We start from the raw sequence: 14810 nt of genomic DNA, 5'->3' as shown, positions 1-14810 counted from the left end.
TATTGTATTCCGTTCAGCGGCGGATATCGGTGCGGATCTGAACGATTTAACTGCTCGATTCCCTGTCAAAGGCAGAGTGTTCGTCCGCTGGTGCGACAGCCGCCGCGCAGTAACAGGCCAGATTATCCGTCACTTTGCCGCCAATGCGCGGCAGCAGTCCGGCAAAGCGCCCGCCGATCACAAACGCACCGGTCAGAAGATACCCCTCATGGGTACCTTCCTGTGTAACAGCCCGCACCGGTTCCATCGGATGCAGCTGCTGATAGATTTTGGGTTGTTCTTCGTAATAGGCCGTAATCGCTTCTGCTGCGAGTCGTTCCTGCTCGGCTTGATCAGAATCCGGAGATATAGCAGTACTATCTTTTGTATCCGGGCCAGATTGTTCGCCAGCATCATCGGGGTTAGCGTAGAATTCGCCTGTATCTGCAGCCGGAGTCGTTTCTACCGATAATTTTTCCTGTCCGGGCTGCTCCACCAGTCGGGTTCCTTGGCCTTCACGTCCAAAATAACCTTTAGACACATACGGAATCTGATCCCGCCGGAACGGTTCATCTGTAAAATAGGTCGGCAGCAAATACTGCCTGATCCAGCTGCATTCCTCTGCAGTAAACAGGGTAAATCCGGCGTAGTCCTGCATCTGGTCATTACGTTCATACAGCGACCATAATGTTGCCATAAATCCTTTGCTCTGCGTAAGGATATGCTGCGCCGGATTGATCAGGCCGAGTCTGCCGTCAGCGACGAGCTGCAGCAGATCCTCGCCGACTGCCCGGCCGGAATCTGCCTCCCGGTCTTCCACGAGATATTCGAGCGGATACAGGCGATAGAGAATCGTAATCCGTTCCTTCTGATGATACAATCCCTGCTCGGGTACGATGGTGAGCTGCTCCAGAGGCACATAGGCTGCTTTGATTCCAGCGGCCTGGCACTGCTCCAGCAGATACATCGTATTCATCCGGTCTTCCTCATGCCAGTCATAGCTTGTGAAATGAATGTTGTCGCCCAGCCCGCGCTCCGAGTAATACGCCAGTGCCTGCCGGAACATGTACTGAATCTGCTCGTTCATCCGGCCGGAAGCCGGCAGCAGACCGGGTATATGCGAGAGCAGCGCTCCTTCGAGAAAGGCGACCTCAGGTATGCCGCTTGGGGTATCAGTGTTATTCTCAATACATTTCAGTTCACCGCCCGGGCTGATAATCCAGTCGAGCCGGGTCAGTCCATCCCATGGAATACGCTCCCTGGCAATAAGAGCGAGCAGTGGATGAATGCCCAACTGTTCGACCAGATAGTCATCCGGCAGATATTCCTGCACGAAATGCAGCGCTTTCCGATACAGATGATCGACCCGCTCCGAACCGATTCGCAGTTGTTCATACTCTTCTGCTGTATAGATTGTCAGAGCCGGCAGGCAGTACGGCTGTCCGTACATGGTATGATATGGAATTCTACGGGCAATCTCGCCGCTGAACAGCTGTTCACGGGATAACGGCAGTGTCACTGTCTTACGCATACCGGTTACCCTCCAAAGAAAGAGCTGTGTGAGCCGCTGCTGCCAAAGCCGCTGTGCGAGCCGGAGCTGCCTTTTTTGTAGGAAGAGCCGTAGCCGCCGTAATAATGCGAACCGCCGCTCGAATCATCGCAGTTATATGGATTACCGTTCTGGTCGTATTCGCAGTAATCGTCATCGTCTCCGCAGCCGGTCAGGGCGACCGGTACAACCAGCATGAGCGAGAAGGCAGCCATGCGGGCTTTGGAACCGAGCGAACGACCGGACTTTTCCGTAGGGTTTTGATAAATGGTGGAACTTTCCGTAATCGTACCGGCCACATCAGGCAGCTGCTCCGGTGCACCGATATGGGCAGTTACAGCCGCAGGAGGGATAGTTATTGCCTGATCCTGTATGTTGGTTTTCAGATTGTTATGTAGCTGTCTTGTCATGGATGTCTCACCTCACTCAGGAAAAACATGACTTTCTGGCGATCTGCATCCAGTACCGTATAAAGCATGTCATACGTGATCCCGTTCTCTACCCAGTAATGATCCAGCAGCCGACGGGCGATATCCAGTGGCGGCATGGAATAATCGTAGCCGCTGATCCGCTCGAAGCTGTCACTGTTCCAGATCCAGTATTCCGGCTGCAGCGCGGAAGGATAATCCTTTTGCCCGGTAATCGTGCGAGCGAGACTCTTCTGATACGGATGCGGCAGTTCCTCTGCGAAAGGACGCGCGTATACCAGATGCTGCCCGGTATCCTCGGATTCATGGGAGATGTGTACCCAGATCCGGTGGTTCAATTTGATAGCGTCTACCAGCTTGTGCACAAAAAGCTCATCCTGATGAAGGGATGGGTATTCATGGATCAGACCGAGTTCGCGCTGTTTGTCCTCCGACCATTCAATGTATCGTAGAGGATATTGCATGATGTTCACTCCCTTTTGAATCTTTCGTTGCAAGTACACCCATGTTTACGCACCTTGTTATAAAAAGATGCACAATTTCCATTTTCCGATAAAAAGACCTATTTGGGAACAGGAAATATTAACCATGAGTAATCAGACAAAGTACCCGGGGGAAGTACCGTCAGTATTTGACTTCACCATATAAGTTTATCTGTTCCAAAACATGATTTTACCATCTGCGCCCATCTGGCCGGCAAGGTTGCAACCGGTAGTGCCGTCCACTGTATAATGAACGCAGCAACGTTTCTGGCATGGCAACCAAACAACCCGTGCCTTCCTTGGATAAACGTCTGTCACTTGTGAAGAACAGGGAGGGACGACAGATGAGAAGAAGACCATCTACAAGTGTGGCATCCAGATTGCAGCCTGCTTTGCAGTACCATCGCAGAACGGGATTCACTCGGTGGCAGTGGTGGGGAATGATCCTGCTGCTGGCAGCCGGACTGGGGATAAGGATCTGGTGCGGCAGCCGGTATGCTGGATTTGTCACGGATCAGGAGCTGTTTGTGCAGTGGATGAATCAGGTGAGGGAATATGGACTCGTTAGCGTCTATCTTCATAATGGCGGCATTAACTATCCGCCGCTGTTTCTCTGGCTGCTCAGCGGCTATGGAGCGTTATTGCAGCTGCTGGACATAACAGCGCAGCCAGGATTGCTGTCTTATAAAAGTATTGTCATCGTGCTGGATATGATCGCTGTTGCAGCGGCCGTCTGGTGGTCGTCCGGAAAAACAGATTATCGGACCCGCTGGCTGCTGCTGGCAGCATTTGCCCTGAATCCGGCGCTGATCGTAAATGGGGCGGTATGGGGGCAGGTGGATATACTGAACGGTATGCTGATGGCCGGTTCCATTCTGCTGCTGCTCACTTCGCCGCTCGGTGCGGGCATCCTGTTTGCACTGGCGCTGCTGACCAAGCTGCAATCGATTATTATTGCTCCGGTGCTGGGCTGGTATGTGCTGCGGGAGCTGTGGAACAGACGCTTTCGCATGACGGTGCTGTTGACTGTCGGCGTCGTTATTCCTTTCGCCGTGACTGGTCTGTATTTTGCCAGTCAGGGCGGTCTGCAGGCGATGATCCGATCCGCCTATCTGAGCGCGGTCGGCATGTATACCCAGGTGACGATGAACGCGCTGAATATCTGGTACTATCTGGTCGGCACCGCTCCGGATACGAGTGATACGGTACGCTTTTGGGGCATCCTCTCGCTGCGTGATGTCGGCTTCATCCTGCTGCTGCTCGCAGTCCTCTATGCGGGGGTGTATCTCTGGAAGCTGCATACCATCGATACCGCTGCCCTGCTCAAAACAGGAGTCTGGATATCCTTTGCCTTCTTTATGCTGCCGACGGAAATTCACGAACGTTACAGCATCCCCGCCCTGATTCTGCTGCTGTTCACAGCCATGCTGGACCGCAGATGGTTTGGACTGGCTGCCCTGCTCAGCCTGACCATTACCTACAATCTATGGCAGGTCGTCACCAGCCAATTGCAAATGACTGGCGGCATGATAGCGGCCGGTCTGCACATGATCGCCCTGCTCTGGATGGGGCTTCTCCTGCTGCTGGATCTGCGCCGTCAAAGGCAGGGAATGCATGGTTAATCATACATTGCAGGAAAAGCAGCAATACATGATAACTACAACACAAGGAAGCAGATATAACCTCATAGATTAGGCTTATAGAGTAAGAGGCCAAAAACACAAATGAACATCACCACCCTGCTCATTTCTGCAAAAACCAAAAAGGCCGACTTCATGCACCCACCGTGCAATCGTCAGCCTTTTGTCATTACACGCATTCTATCGCTATCCAGCGAACAACCGCACGGATGTACACTCATCCTGCAACACTGCCTACTTTCCGCATCCGTTCAGATCGGCGATCCTGCTCACTGTCCTGCCCACACCCGCTCAAATTGGCGGATTATTGTAGCATTTGCGGCACACTGGATAATAACTCTCGTTGCCGCCAATCTGGATCTGTTCCCCGGTATATACGGGACGTCCGTCCTTCATGCGCAGGTTCATCGTGGCTTTGCGCTCGCAGAACCAGCAGATCGTCTTCATTTCCTCGATTTTGTCTGCATAGAGCAGCATATACTTGCTGCCTTCGAAGAGATGATTCTGGAAATCATTTTTCAGTCCGAATCCCATGACCGGGATATTCAGTTCATCTACAATACCGACCAGCTGCAGGACCGCTTCCTTTTTCAGAAACTGGCATTCATCGATCAGGAGGCAGGAAGGCTTGGGTGTATAGTTCTGGACAATCGAGTAGATGTCCGTATCTTCATGTATGGCAATTGCCTGACGGCGTACACCGATCCGGGAGGAGACATAACCCATCTCATCGCGCGTATCGAGCGCCGAGGTAAAAATCAGAACATGCTTGTTTTGTTCTTCGTAGTTATGGGCAACTTTGAGGATCTCGATCGACTTGCCGCTGTTCATCGCGCCATATTTAAAAAATAACTGTGCCAATGGGAAAAAGGCCCCTTTCTCTGTATCATTTGCTCTGTCAGCCTGATCTATTGTAACAGGAAATACTGAAGAGACCAATGCTGTATGGATCAGGAAGAGGCCTTTTCCAGCAGATGCTCCAGCGTCGTCACCAGCCTGTCCAAGTGCTCCATCTCCACCAGGGTACAATCTCGTGGCGGTTCCTGCAGCACAATCGCCAGGATATCGTTGCATACCTCATCCATCTCTTCATAGGACAGAATGAGTGCCAGTCCCTTGATCGCATGGGCATGGCGATGAATGGCATACTGAAGTTCGGGTATGCCGACAGGGGAGGGATCGTCATAATAAGTATGAAAGCGAATACGCAAATCTTGCATTTTCAACTCAGCGTCCTGCAGAAAACGAATCCGGGTCTGCTCCATCATCTGCTGATAACGATCGGTTTTGGACATATGATTCCCCTTCTTCCATAATATGTATAAAATAGACGGTCGCGAGCCCGGCCGAATTTTGCCGGATCAAAGAGGGCGGATAGAACAGGGGTATAAAGGAAGAATGTCCGGCTGAGTCAGTGCGCCGAATTCCAAAAATAGTAAAATATGCTCGTTTAGTTTAACATATTTCGCATATGTTCGTGAATTGGTTCAGGGAAGAAATACGTCGAATTTTAAATACTTTTTACTTAAATTAAAACAATAGTATATGAAGTTATTGAATACCCCCACGGGGTATGTTATGATTGGGTTGTAAAATCATTTACCCTGACATGTCTATCCATCAGATATACGGGCAGGTGAAAGAGGAGGCTGTACGATGGAAGAAACAGAAATGGTCCATGAGGATCGTTCGCCGAATACTGCGCTGGCAGATCATACGGAATGCAGCAGTATCCGGCGCAGCCATCATTCCGAAGAAATGAAGACGAATATGGTTCGTCGTCTCAATCGGGTAGAAGGACAGATTCGCGGCATCAAGGGCATGATCGAAAAGGATACCTACTGCGATGACGTGCTGAATCAGATCGCCGCTGCCCAGTCTGCACTCAATTCGGTCGGCCGCCTGCTGCTGGAAGGTCATATGAAGAGCTGCGTAGTCGAACGTATTGAAGCCGGAGAGAATGAAGTGATTGACGAGCTGCTGATTACGATTAATAAATTGTTGAAATAACGTGATGTGTTAGATGGATGACGATCCAACATCCATCTGGATGACGATCCAACATCCATCTGGATGACGATCCAACATATATTTTGAAGGAGGAATAAATCATGACACAAATGACAAATGTAACGCTGGAAGTGGAAGGCATGTCCTGCCAGCACTGCGTACAATCCGTAGAGGGGGCACTTGCTGAGATCGGCGCCAAGGGAAAAGTAAATCTGGAGGCCAAATCCGTGAACATCGAATACGATGCACAACAGCTGGATGTCGTTAAATTGACCCAAGCAATCGAAGATCAGGGATACGATGTTATCTCGGCAGGAGCCTGAGAACCATTACTCATTCACGAATAGGACAGGGCAGCCGCATGGGCACCTGATGGCAGATGATGTTTTCAGGTGCTAATGTCGGATGCCAATCCGGCGTTGTCTTTTTAATAACGCTGTCAACAACACGTATTCAATAAGCGCGGAACCAAGCCCATACGGGCTTTTATTTAACACTTATATGTACCCCCTGGGGGTATTTTGGATAAAGAATATGATGCAACAGATCCTAACAGGATAAGAGGAGGTTATCGTATGAATAATCCACACAACGCTGCTAACGATTCTGCAGCGGATACACTGCCATCAGGTACAGCTGCCGATCATTCTGCACGTCAGCTGCAATTGCAGATCGGCGGTATGACCTGTGCGGCCTGCTCGGCCCGAATCGAGAAAGGTCTGCGCCGACTGGAAGGCGTGCAGGAAGCCAATGTGAACCTGGCGCTAGAACGTGCTTCGGTAATCTATGACCCGGCACAAATTGATGAAGCCACCGTCGAGCGCAAGATTGAACAGCTCGGCTACCAGCCGCTCAAGGAAACTGCCGATCTCGATATTATGGGCATGACCTGCGCCGCCTGTGCGACCCGAATCGAGAAAGGAATCCGGCGGATGGAGGGAGTATCCGAAGTCAATGTGAACCTGGCGCTGGAGACCGCGCGGGTGCAGTACAATCCGGGCAGCGTGACACTGGAAGAGATTACCCGCAAAGTGGAAAAACTCGGCTACAAAGCCGAACCGAAGCATGAGGAAGGCATTGAGCAGCGGCGCGAGCGGGAAGCGATCATGCGCAAGTGGAAACTGATCATCTCGGCGGTATTATCGCTGCCGCTGCTGTGGGCGATGCTCGGTCATTTTAGCATCACCTCATGGATCAGCACCCCTTCGATTCTGATGAATCCATGGTTTCAGCTGATTCTGGCGACACCGGTGCAGTTTGTTATCGGCTGGCAGTTCTATGTGGGCGCGTACAAAGCGCTTCGCAGCGGCAGTGCCAATATGGATGTTCTGGTCGCACTCGGTACATCGGCAGCTTACTTTTACAGTCTGTTCCTGATTGTTCGCTCGGTATTCGTACCGGGAACACAGGTGGAGCTTTATTTTGAAGTCAGCTCGATTCTGGTGACGCTGATCTTGCTTGGTAAATGGTTTGAGCACCGGGCCAAAGGTCGTTCTTCCGAAGCGATCCGCAGCTTGATGAATCTGCGTGCCCAGACGGCACGAGTCGAGCGGGACGGCGGGGAGATGGAGATACCCGTCGATGATGTGCAGCTCCATGATATTGTTATCGTCAAACCGGGTGAGAAAATTCCCGTGGATGGCGAGGTGCTGGAAGGACAGTCTTCGGTCGATGAGTCGATGCTCACCGGTGAGAGTCTGCCGGTCGACAAAACGGTCGGCGATGCGGTGATCGGAGCGACGATCAATCAGAATGGACGGCTGCGCTTCCGGGTGAATCGGGTAGGACGGGATACCGCACTCGCCCAGATTATCCGGGTCGTCGAGGAAGCACAGGTATCCAAAGCCCCGATTCAGCGGATGGCTGATGTGATCTCAGGCATATTTGTACCGATTGTGGTCGGGATTGCGCTGCTGACCTTTGGCGTCTGGTATCTCGGTCTGGAACCGGGCAACTTTAGTAGTGCACTGGAAAAGGCGATCGCCGTGCTCGTCATCGCCTGTCCATGTGCGCTCGGTCTCGCTACACCAACGTCCATTATGGCCGGATCGGGCCGGGCGGCGGAATACGGCATTCTGTTCAAGGGCGGCGAACATCTGGAAGCCGCCCATAAGGTGAATACCATCGTACTGGACAAGACGGGTACGATTACACGCGGCGAGCCGGTGCTGACCGATGTTCATTTTGTTCCGGGAACAAACGGACTGGAAGAGCGGGTCTGGCTGCGGGCTATCGCCAGTGCAGAAGCTGCTTCCGAACATCCGCTGGCCCGGGCGATTGTACAGGGGCTGCAGGAACGTGATATTGCTGCCAGCCCGGTGCAATCATTTGAAAATATACCCGGGAAAGGTATCCGGGCTGTCATTGGTGGACAGCAGCTGCTGATCGGCACCCGGCTGCTGCTGCAGGAAGCAGGCATCTCCGGCAATAATCTGGAAGAAGAAGTACAGCAGGTGGAAAGCCAGGGCAAAACCGTAATGCTCACGGCAGTGAATGGCCAGTATACCGGCTGGCTGGCTGTCGCCGATACGGTCAAGGAGACGTCCAGAGAGGCGATACAGCGTCTGCGGCATATGGGCATGGAAGTGATCATGATTACCGGTGACAATGAACGCACGGCCCGGGCAATCGGGCAGCAGACCGGAGTGGACCGCATTCTGGCCGGCGTACTGCCGGAAGGCAAAGCCGCCGAGATCAAGCGTCTACAGCAGGAAGGCCGCATCGTCGCCATGGTCGGAGATGGGATCAATGATGCGCCGGCACTGGCAACCGCAGATACCGGCATTGCGATCGGCACCGGCACCGATGTAGCGATGGAAGCGGCGGATGTCACCCTGATGCGCGGGGATCTGAACGGTATCGCCGATGCGATCCTGATCAGCCGCCGTACGATTCGCAATATCCGCCAGAATCTGTTCTGGGCGCTCGCTTACAATGTGATCGGCATTCCGGTGGCGGCTGCGGGGCTGCTGGCGCCATGGCTGGCCGGAGCGGCAATGGCATTCAGCTCCGTCTCGGTCGTACTGAATGCACTGCGTCTGCAGCGGATCAAGCTGCAAAAGCCGCAGCTCCATACTGGCAAATAAGGTATACTATACTCCTGAAGGTAGATAGTCTGGGATGCAGACGATTTTATAGTCTTTTGGGAGGGTATTATGCACGAAGATCATTCCGGCCAGCAGGGCCAACCGTATCAGACACCACCACCGCTGCCGGGTTACCGGTCGCCTCCGAATGGGTATTATCCGCTGCATCAACCAGAGCATCCCGATCAGCAGACTGGCAGGGATCGGTTCGTTATGGCACTCATATCATTTGTACTGAGCCTGATCGGTCTGATCAGCATGTCGGGCGTTGTGTGTTTATTTATTATTCTGGTTGCCGCCAATGCGGAATTTGGCGTGATGCCGATGCTTGTTATAGTGGGACTGGTCGTCTCGGTGGCGATTATCCTCTTGTCACTTGTATTTGCGATATTATCGCTGCGTTCTTCACGCGGCAGGGGATTTGCGATGACCAGCCTGACGATCGGGCTGCTGCAGATCATGGGTTGGGCCGGATTTGTTGGATTGACGATCTGGTTGGGCTCGCTGTAAGCAGCATGAGTGTCTCCGACCCGTGCAGATGTAGGTTTTCGTTCCGCTTCTGCAGCATTACAGTATTGTGTATTATAATGTGCAGGATACAGTCTGCTTCATCTGATCCTGCGCATGGTTAAGATACGATTACATTGTATAGACAGGAGTGTAGTGCAACCGTGAACGATACGATTAATCTGTTAATGAATCACCGCTCAATTCGCAGTTACAAGCCGGACCCGGTCACCGATGAACAGCTGGAGACGATTATTGCTGCTGGGCAGATGGCCTCCAGCTCCAGTAACGTGCAGGCTTACAGCGTCATTGCCATCCGCGATCCAAAGCGCAAGGCTCAGTTGTCCGAGCTGGCCGGCAATCAGCGTTATATCGTGGAATGTCCGGTCTTTCTCGTCTGGTGTGCCGATCTGTATCGTCTGGAAAAGGCAGTACAGCAGCACGCGCCAGAGCAGGAATCATATACCGATGCGGTTGAGAACTTTATCGTAGCTACCGCCGATGTGACGCTTGCTGCCCAGAATGCAGCCGTTGCTGCCGAGTCGATGGGACTGGGCATCGTCTATATCGGCGGAATCCGCAACGATATCGAAGGGGCCGCCGCACTGCTCGGTCTGCCGGAGCTGGTCTATCCGGTATACGGCATGTGTATCGGTTATCCGAATCAGGAGCCGGACCTGCGCCCGAGGCTGCCGCTCAAGGCCGTACTGCATCATGAATCCTATGATACCGCTGCGACCGAGCAGAGTGTAAAAGAGTATGATGAACAGATGGCGAACTATCTATCCGTTCGTACAGCGGGAGCCAAGAATACACCATGGTCTGCGCTGATGGCTCAGAAGTTTACCACTCCTTCGCGGATGCAGCTCAAAGAATTTTTAGATAAAAAAGGGTTCAATAAACGTTAAATTTGGAGATTTGGCAGAGTTAGAGATAATGCAGCGTTCACCAATCTTCCTGTCAGCGAGATAGCAGCCGCCAGAATGGAAACGACATTTCTTCGTGAAGTGTTATTGCCGTCCTGGCGGCTTTTTATTTGTTTTTGGTAATACTAGCAATCAAATATGGAGAGATCGACACCAAAAGCAGGCAGATAGTGTATATACTGTTAACGTATACTTTTGTAAATGAGCAAAGCGTATACGGATGAACAAATATTGCTTGATGAGCAAAGGAGGAACAGGATGTCATTTACCGGAGCCAAAATGAGACCACTTCATCCGGACTGGAAATCCGCAGAGCGTCTGGGAGCACTGATCGGCTATGGAATCTTCCTGCTGATCCTGGCGGCGATTGCACTGCTGCCGGGCTGGCTGGGCTGGTTTGAGATGCCATGGTGGCTGAAGACGGCACTGATCGGTCTGGGTGTGCTGCTGATCGTGTTCTACGTGATGATCGCCCCATCGGTCCGGTACAACCGTTTCCGGTTCGCCGTATCGGATGAAGAGCTGGAGATACATAACGGGCTGTTTTTTATCAGTGAGACGCTCGTCCCGATGAGCAAGGTACAGCATGTGGAACTGGAGATTGGACCGATTCTGCGGCGTTATCGTCTGGCAGAGGTACATATTGTTACTGCGGCGACCACTCATACTATTGCCGGAGTGAAGCTGGAGGAAGCGGAGCAGCTCAAGCAGCAGATCGGACGTCTGGCACGGAGGGTAGACGAATGAATCAGCAGCCGCGCCGGATGCACCTATTGTATGTCGCTTTTGCACTGCTGCGTACCGTTAAGAATCTGGCTTTCCTGCTCGTGCTGGCTGCTGTACGGATCATCAGCGGTGATGGTCTGTCTGCGTCGGTGTACTGGACGATCGGCGGAGTACTGCTGCTGCTCCTGCTGAGTGGGCTGTATCAGTTCGCTGCCTGGCGCCGGTTCACCTACCAGGAGGAAGAAGATCGCCTGGTGATCCGAAGCGGACTGCTTCAGCGCCGGGAGAAAGCCATCTATTATTCGCGGATTCACTCGGTCAGTATTGAACAGCCGCTGATTCAGCGCCTGCTCGGTGTTGTACAACTCAAGATCGAGACGCCGGGAGGAAGTTCAGATGGAGATGCCGTGCTGGAAGTACTGTCTTCTGCCGAAGCGGAACGTCTGCAGGGAATGCTGGAGCAAGCTGCCGTTACCATGGAAATGCGACCGGGATCTTCTTCCGAACCTGCAGACACAACAGCAGAAAATGACGATTCTCCGCGCAATCATACAGGAGATGAAGGTGATGGTTTGCCGAATTCTTCTGCTTCCTTGGGGAATGGTAGAAGGGGCAGCGGTGCTGGTAATTTTCCGAACGGTACCGCCAGTTCGCCGCAGCTCGTGCCACAGCTGTTATACCGGTTGACCACTCCGCAGCTGCTGCGAGCGGCGCTGACCGAGCTGAACCTGGGATTGGGACTGGCTTTTATCGCGGGTATTTATTCTTTTGCCGGTGATCTTCTGCCCGGCAGTTTGGTGAACCAGCTGATGGATAATGCACGGGGGTATATTACCGGTATTCAGGCACTGTTGGGAGCGGTGCTGATCGGTCTGATTTTTGCCTGGCTGCTGTCGCTCGTGCTGTTTATTGTCAAATACGCCGGATTCTCCGTCTATCGCAGCGGGGAGCGGCTGTCTGTCCGCTATGGACTGCTGGAACGCAGGCAGTTCGTGTTCCACCCGAAGCATGTGCAGGCGGTTACCGTCAAGGAAAGCGCGATTCGCCGCTGGCTCGGCTTTGCCCAGATTCAGCTGCATGTCGTCTCCTCCGGCAGGGATGCCAAGGTACCTGTGCTGCATCCCTTTATCCGCAGAAGCGAAGTGCAGACGCTGCTCGACTCGGTTGTGCCTGGATTTCTGTACCGCAAGCCGGAGTATCGTTCACCATCCCGGGCGCTCTGGGCATATGTATGGCCGGGACTGCTGATCGGCGGCATTATTACCGCGGTAGGTACCTATTTCCTGTCGATGTATGGCCTGCTGATCGGTCTCGTGCTGATACTGGTCATTGTGCTGCTGGATTACGGTCGTTATCGCCGCTCCGGTGCTGCACTGGAGGGAGAGCGGCTGATTATCGCGAATCGGTACGTGTCCCACTATACACACTGTGTGTTATGGAAGCATATTGAAGCTTTCAGCTTTACCGGCAGTCGGCTGCAGCGTCGCCAGCATCTGCTGACGCTCCGTTTGTATATCGCGGCAGGACATGCTACTTTCCAGGCCAACCGATTGGAGCGCCGGGAGGCGGAACAGATCAGCGGCTGGTATAGCCGCAGCCACCGAGCAGCGGATTGGGAACAATGAACAAGTCTGTATTGTTTTTATTTTCAGTAAAATGGTCATGCAAAAAGGCTGCGCTCCCTCATACCGGGGAATCGCAGCCTTTTGTATTGTGGGAAAATCATTTACAGCGGAGTCTGTAATCGCTGCTCTCTTGCTCCGGCAGATCAATCCGTCATCCAAATCAGAATTAGCCCGGATGTGTTACTGCTGATGATTCAGCAGCCTGCTGCTTGGCGGCAGGAACAGGGCGACCAGCAGATTCAGGACAGCCACTGCGAGCATCAGGATAAATACATAATGAATGCCAAGCGCCAGCTCGCTCGCTGTACCGTGGGTAACGAACGCGTTGAATACGAGTCCGAATACTGCGACGCTGACGGTCTGTCCGAGCGAGTTCATCAGCGTATTGGTGGACGTCGCCACACTGCGCATCTGGAAGCCTACTGCGCCCTGAATAATGACCATGGACGGAGTTACGATACAGCCCATGCCAAATCCGATCAATACCAACGAGGCGACAATAATGAGATAAGGCGAACCGGAGTCCATTACAGCGACCAGCAGACTACCGATAACCGCCAGTGCCGAACCGAAAATAATCAGCGATTTGGCGCCCAGCTTGTACATTAGTCGCCCCGACAGCGTGGAAGCGATCGGCCAGGCGATCGACATTGGCATCAGTGCCAGACCGGCAAAAGTCGCACTGTATCCCGACACATCCTGCAGCCATAGCGCACAGTATACGGTAACCCCCATCACCGTCCAACGGGTAGTAAAGGCCAGAATGTAAGGAACCGTCAGCACGCTGGTACGGAACAGCGACAGGGGAAGCATCGGCTCCTGCGCTCGTTTTTCAATCCGCAGGAACAGCCCGAGGAAGATTATCGTAACAACAAACAGGCCGATAATAATGGGCGACGTCCATGCATACTCCTCGCCTCCGGTCAGCAATGCCAGCAGCAGCGCGGTCATCCCGATGGTAAAAGTGAGTGCACCGGCATAATCAATCGCCTTTTGCTGCTTCTCAAACGATTCATGATAGTACATAAAGATAAATAGAATTGCGATAACGCCAACCGGCAGATTAATAAAGAAAATCCAGCGCCAGGAGATATAATCGACGAAGTAACCGCCGACGAGCGGCCCGAATAATCCGGCAATTGACCACACAGAGGAGAAAATCCCCTGTACTTTGGCCCGTTCCTTGCCCGGATACAGATCGCCGACAATGGTAAAGGTAACCGGTGTAAGTGCACCTGCACCAATGCCCTGCAGCGCCCGGTACCAGATCAATTCGGTCATGGAACCGGCGAATCCGCACAATACCGAACCGAGGATGAATAATCCGAGTCCGATCGCGAACACCAGCTTGCGTCCGTACAGGTCGCCCAGCTTGCCAAAGATCGGTGTAGCGATACAGGTCGTCAATGTATAAATGGAAAAGATCCAGCTGATCAGGCTGAGACCACCCAGTGAGTCGATAATACGTGGTGAAGCCGTGCTGACAACCGTCGAATCCAGCGCCCCGATGAAGAGTGCAGCCAGTAGTCCGACCGTTACCATTGCCCGGTTGGTTTGCTTGGACATACGTATGATTCCTTCTTCCTGCTTGAGTTTCAGTATTGCCATATATGACTCCGTGCAAATAGGCTATACGGATACAATTACACTGCGTATCCGGTCATGAAGCATTCCAAATCGTATACCGGAACAAAGAGATGCGTCAAGGGGAAAACGGAAGAGTTCATGTAACAATGAGTCAGCAGAGTGACCGATTGGAATCTCTATGCGACAGCTAATCCCTCAAGTACAGCACGAAATGGATTGCTTTCACTAACGAAATTATGGCGTTTTGTTTTCGTAAGCAAAATAC

14 protein-coding genes are annotated in these 14810 nt (G+C 52.6%); 8 read left to right on the top strand and 6 right to left on the bottom strand.

What is annotated here, in order from left to right; translation table 11 throughout:
* Window positions 1-46: 46 nt before the first annotated feature.
* The 3 genes from M1D61_RS20315 to M1D61_RS20305 are packed head-to-tail and all read right to left on the bottom strand — an operon-like array spanning window position 47 to window position 2420.
* The gene (locus M1D61_RS20315) at window positions 47-1510 is read right to left on the bottom strand and encodes a glutathionylspermidine synthase family protein (RefSeq protein WP_458120371.1); all 1464 of its coding nucleotides are present in this window, start codon (window positions 1508-1510) and stop codon (window positions 47-49) included.
* Between the two features lie 5 nt (window positions 1511-1515).
* Window positions 1516-1938 carry a hypothetical protein gene (locus tag M1D61_RS20310; RefSeq protein ID WP_458120370.1) on the bottom strand — a complete coding sequence of 141 codons (423 nt, stop codon included), beginning with the start codon at window positions 1936-1938 and terminating at the stop codon, window positions 1516-1518.
* Window positions 1935-2420 carry a hypothetical protein gene (locus tag M1D61_RS20305; RefSeq protein WP_458120369.1) on the bottom strand — a complete coding sequence of 162 codons (486 nt, stop codon included), beginning with the start codon at window positions 2418-2420 and terminating at the stop codon, window positions 1935-1937. Before M1D61_RS20305 ends, M1D61_RS20310 begins: the two co-directional genes overlap by 4 nt.
* Before the next feature lie 362 nt (window positions 2421-2782).
* On the opposite strand from M1D61_RS20305, the gene M1D61_RS20300 reads away from it, so the two are divergent.
* Complete coding sequence (locus M1D61_RS20300) at window positions 2783-4060, top strand: hypothetical protein (RefSeq protein WP_458120368.1); 1278 nt, start codon at window positions 2783-2785, stop codon at window positions 4058-4060.
* Window positions 4061-4369: 309 nt separating this feature from the next.
* On the opposite strand, the gene M1D61_RS20295 is transcribed toward M1D61_RS20300, so the two are convergent.
* Window positions 4370-4939, bottom strand: a complete 570-nt coding sequence (locus M1D61_RS20295; protein WP_458120367.1) for a thymidine kinase — start codon at window positions 4937-4939, stop codon at window positions 4370-4372.
* Window positions 4940-5028: 89 nt separating this feature from the next.
* Window positions 5029-5373 carry a hypothetical protein gene (locus M1D61_RS20290; protein WP_458120366.1) on the bottom strand — a complete coding sequence of 115 codons (345 nt, stop codon included), beginning with the start codon at window positions 5371-5373 and terminating at the stop codon, window positions 5029-5031.
* A 361-nt stretch (window positions 5374-5734) separates the two neighbouring features.
* On the opposite strand from M1D61_RS20290, the gene M1D61_RS20285 reads away from it, so the two are divergent.
* The 7 genes from M1D61_RS20285 (at window position 5735) to M1D61_RS20255 (ending at window position 12958) form a co-directional block, all read left to right on the top strand.
* Entirely contained in the window at window positions 5735-6088 is a 354-nt protein-coding gene (locus M1D61_RS20285) for a metal-sensitive transcriptional regulator (RefSeq protein ID WP_458120365.1), read from the top strand.
* 110 nt (window positions 6089-6198) lie between these two features.
* Complete coding sequence (locus tag M1D61_RS20280) at window positions 6199-6411, top strand: copper ion binding protein (protein ID WP_458122571.1); 213 nt, start codon at window positions 6199-6201, stop codon at window positions 6409-6411.
* Window positions 6412-6663: 252 nt separating this feature from the next.
* A complete protein-coding gene (locus tag M1D61_RS20275; RefSeq protein ID WP_458120364.1) occupies window positions 6664-9174 on the top strand; it encodes a heavy metal translocating P-type ATPase in 2511 nt (836 codons plus the stop codon).
* Between the two features lie 69 nt (window positions 9175-9243).
* A complete protein-coding gene (locus tag M1D61_RS20270; protein ID WP_458120363.1) occupies window positions 9244-9684 on the top strand; it encodes a hypothetical protein in 441 nt (146 codons plus the stop codon).
* Window positions 9685-9845: 161 nt separating this feature from the next.
* The gene (nfsA, locus tag M1D61_RS20265; protein ID WP_458120362.1) at window positions 9846-10589 is read left to right on the top strand and encodes an oxygen-insensitive NADPH nitroreductase; all 744 of its coding nucleotides are present in this window, start codon (window positions 9846-9848) and stop codon (window positions 10587-10589) included.
* 276 nt (window positions 10590-10865) lie between these two features.
* Window positions 10866-11354 (top strand): PH domain-containing protein, encoded by a 489-nt coding sequence (locus M1D61_RS20260; protein WP_458120361.1) that lies wholly within the window; start codon window positions 10866-10868, stop codon window positions 11352-11354.
* Window positions 11351-12958: a PH domain-containing protein gene (locus tag M1D61_RS20255; protein WP_458120360.1), complete on the top strand. Its 1608-nt coding sequence runs from the start codon at window positions 11351-11353 to the stop codon at window positions 12956-12958. The genes M1D61_RS20260 and M1D61_RS20255 overlap by 4 nt, the downstream gene beginning before the upstream one ends.
* Before the next feature lie 180 nt (window positions 12959-13138).
* Here M1D61_RS20255 and M1D61_RS20250 read toward each other — a convergent pair whose 3' ends face one another.
* Window positions 13139-14566 (bottom strand): MDR family MFS transporter, encoded by a 1428-nt coding sequence (locus tag M1D61_RS20250; RefSeq protein WP_458120359.1) that lies wholly within the window; start codon window positions 14564-14566, stop codon window positions 13139-13141.
* Window positions 14567-14810: the final 244 nt, after the last annotated feature.

This window comes from Paenibacillus sp. Z6-24, assembly GCF_054161335.1.
This window is presented reverse-complemented; position numbering and strand designations above follow the sequence as displayed.

Coding starts and splice junctions, on each gene's coding strand:
- M1D61_RS20315 (WP_458120371.1), bottom strand. CDS start 1,510: ATGCGTAAGACAGTGACACTGCCGTTATCCCGTGAACAGCTGTTCAGC.
- M1D61_RS20250 (WP_458120359.1), bottom strand. CDS start 14,566: ATGGCAATACTGAAACTCAAGCAGGAAGAAGGAATCATACGTATGTCC.
- M1D61_RS20285 (WP_458120365.1), top strand. CDS start 5,735: ATGGAAGAAACAGAAATGGTCCATGAGGATCGTTCGCCGAATACTGCG.
- M1D61_RS20310 (WP_458120370.1), bottom strand. CDS start 1,938: ATGACAAGACAGCTACATAACAATCTGAAAACCAACATACAGGATCAG.
- M1D61_RS20305 (WP_458120369.1), bottom strand. CDS start 2,420: ATGCAATATCCTCTACGATACATTGAATGGTCGGAGGACAAACAGCGC.
- M1D61_RS20280 (WP_458122571.1), top strand. CDS start 6,199: ATGACAAATGTAACGCTGGAAGTGGAAGGCATGTCCTGCCAGCACTGC.
- M1D61_RS20275 (WP_458120364.1), top strand. CDS start 6,664: ATGAATAATCCACACAACGCTGCTAACGATTCTGCAGCGGATACACTG.
- M1D61_RS20260 (WP_458120361.1), top strand. CDS start 10,866: ATGTCATTTACCGGAGCCAAAATGAGACCACTTCATCCGGACTGGAAA.
- M1D61_RS20255 (WP_458120360.1), top strand. CDS start 11,351: ATGAATCAGCAGCCGCGCCGGATGCACCTATTGTATGTCGCTTTTGCA.
- M1D61_RS20270 (WP_458120363.1), top strand. CDS start 9,244: ATGCACGAAGATCATTCCGGCCAGCAGGGCCAACCGTATCAGACACCA.
- M1D61_RS20290 (WP_458120366.1), bottom strand. CDS start 5,373: ATGTCCAAAACCGATCGTTATCAGCAGATGATGGAGCAGACCCGGATT.
- M1D61_RS20300 (WP_458120368.1), top strand. CDS start 2,783: ATGAGAAGAAGACCATCTACAAGTGTGGCATCCAGATTGCAGCCTGCT.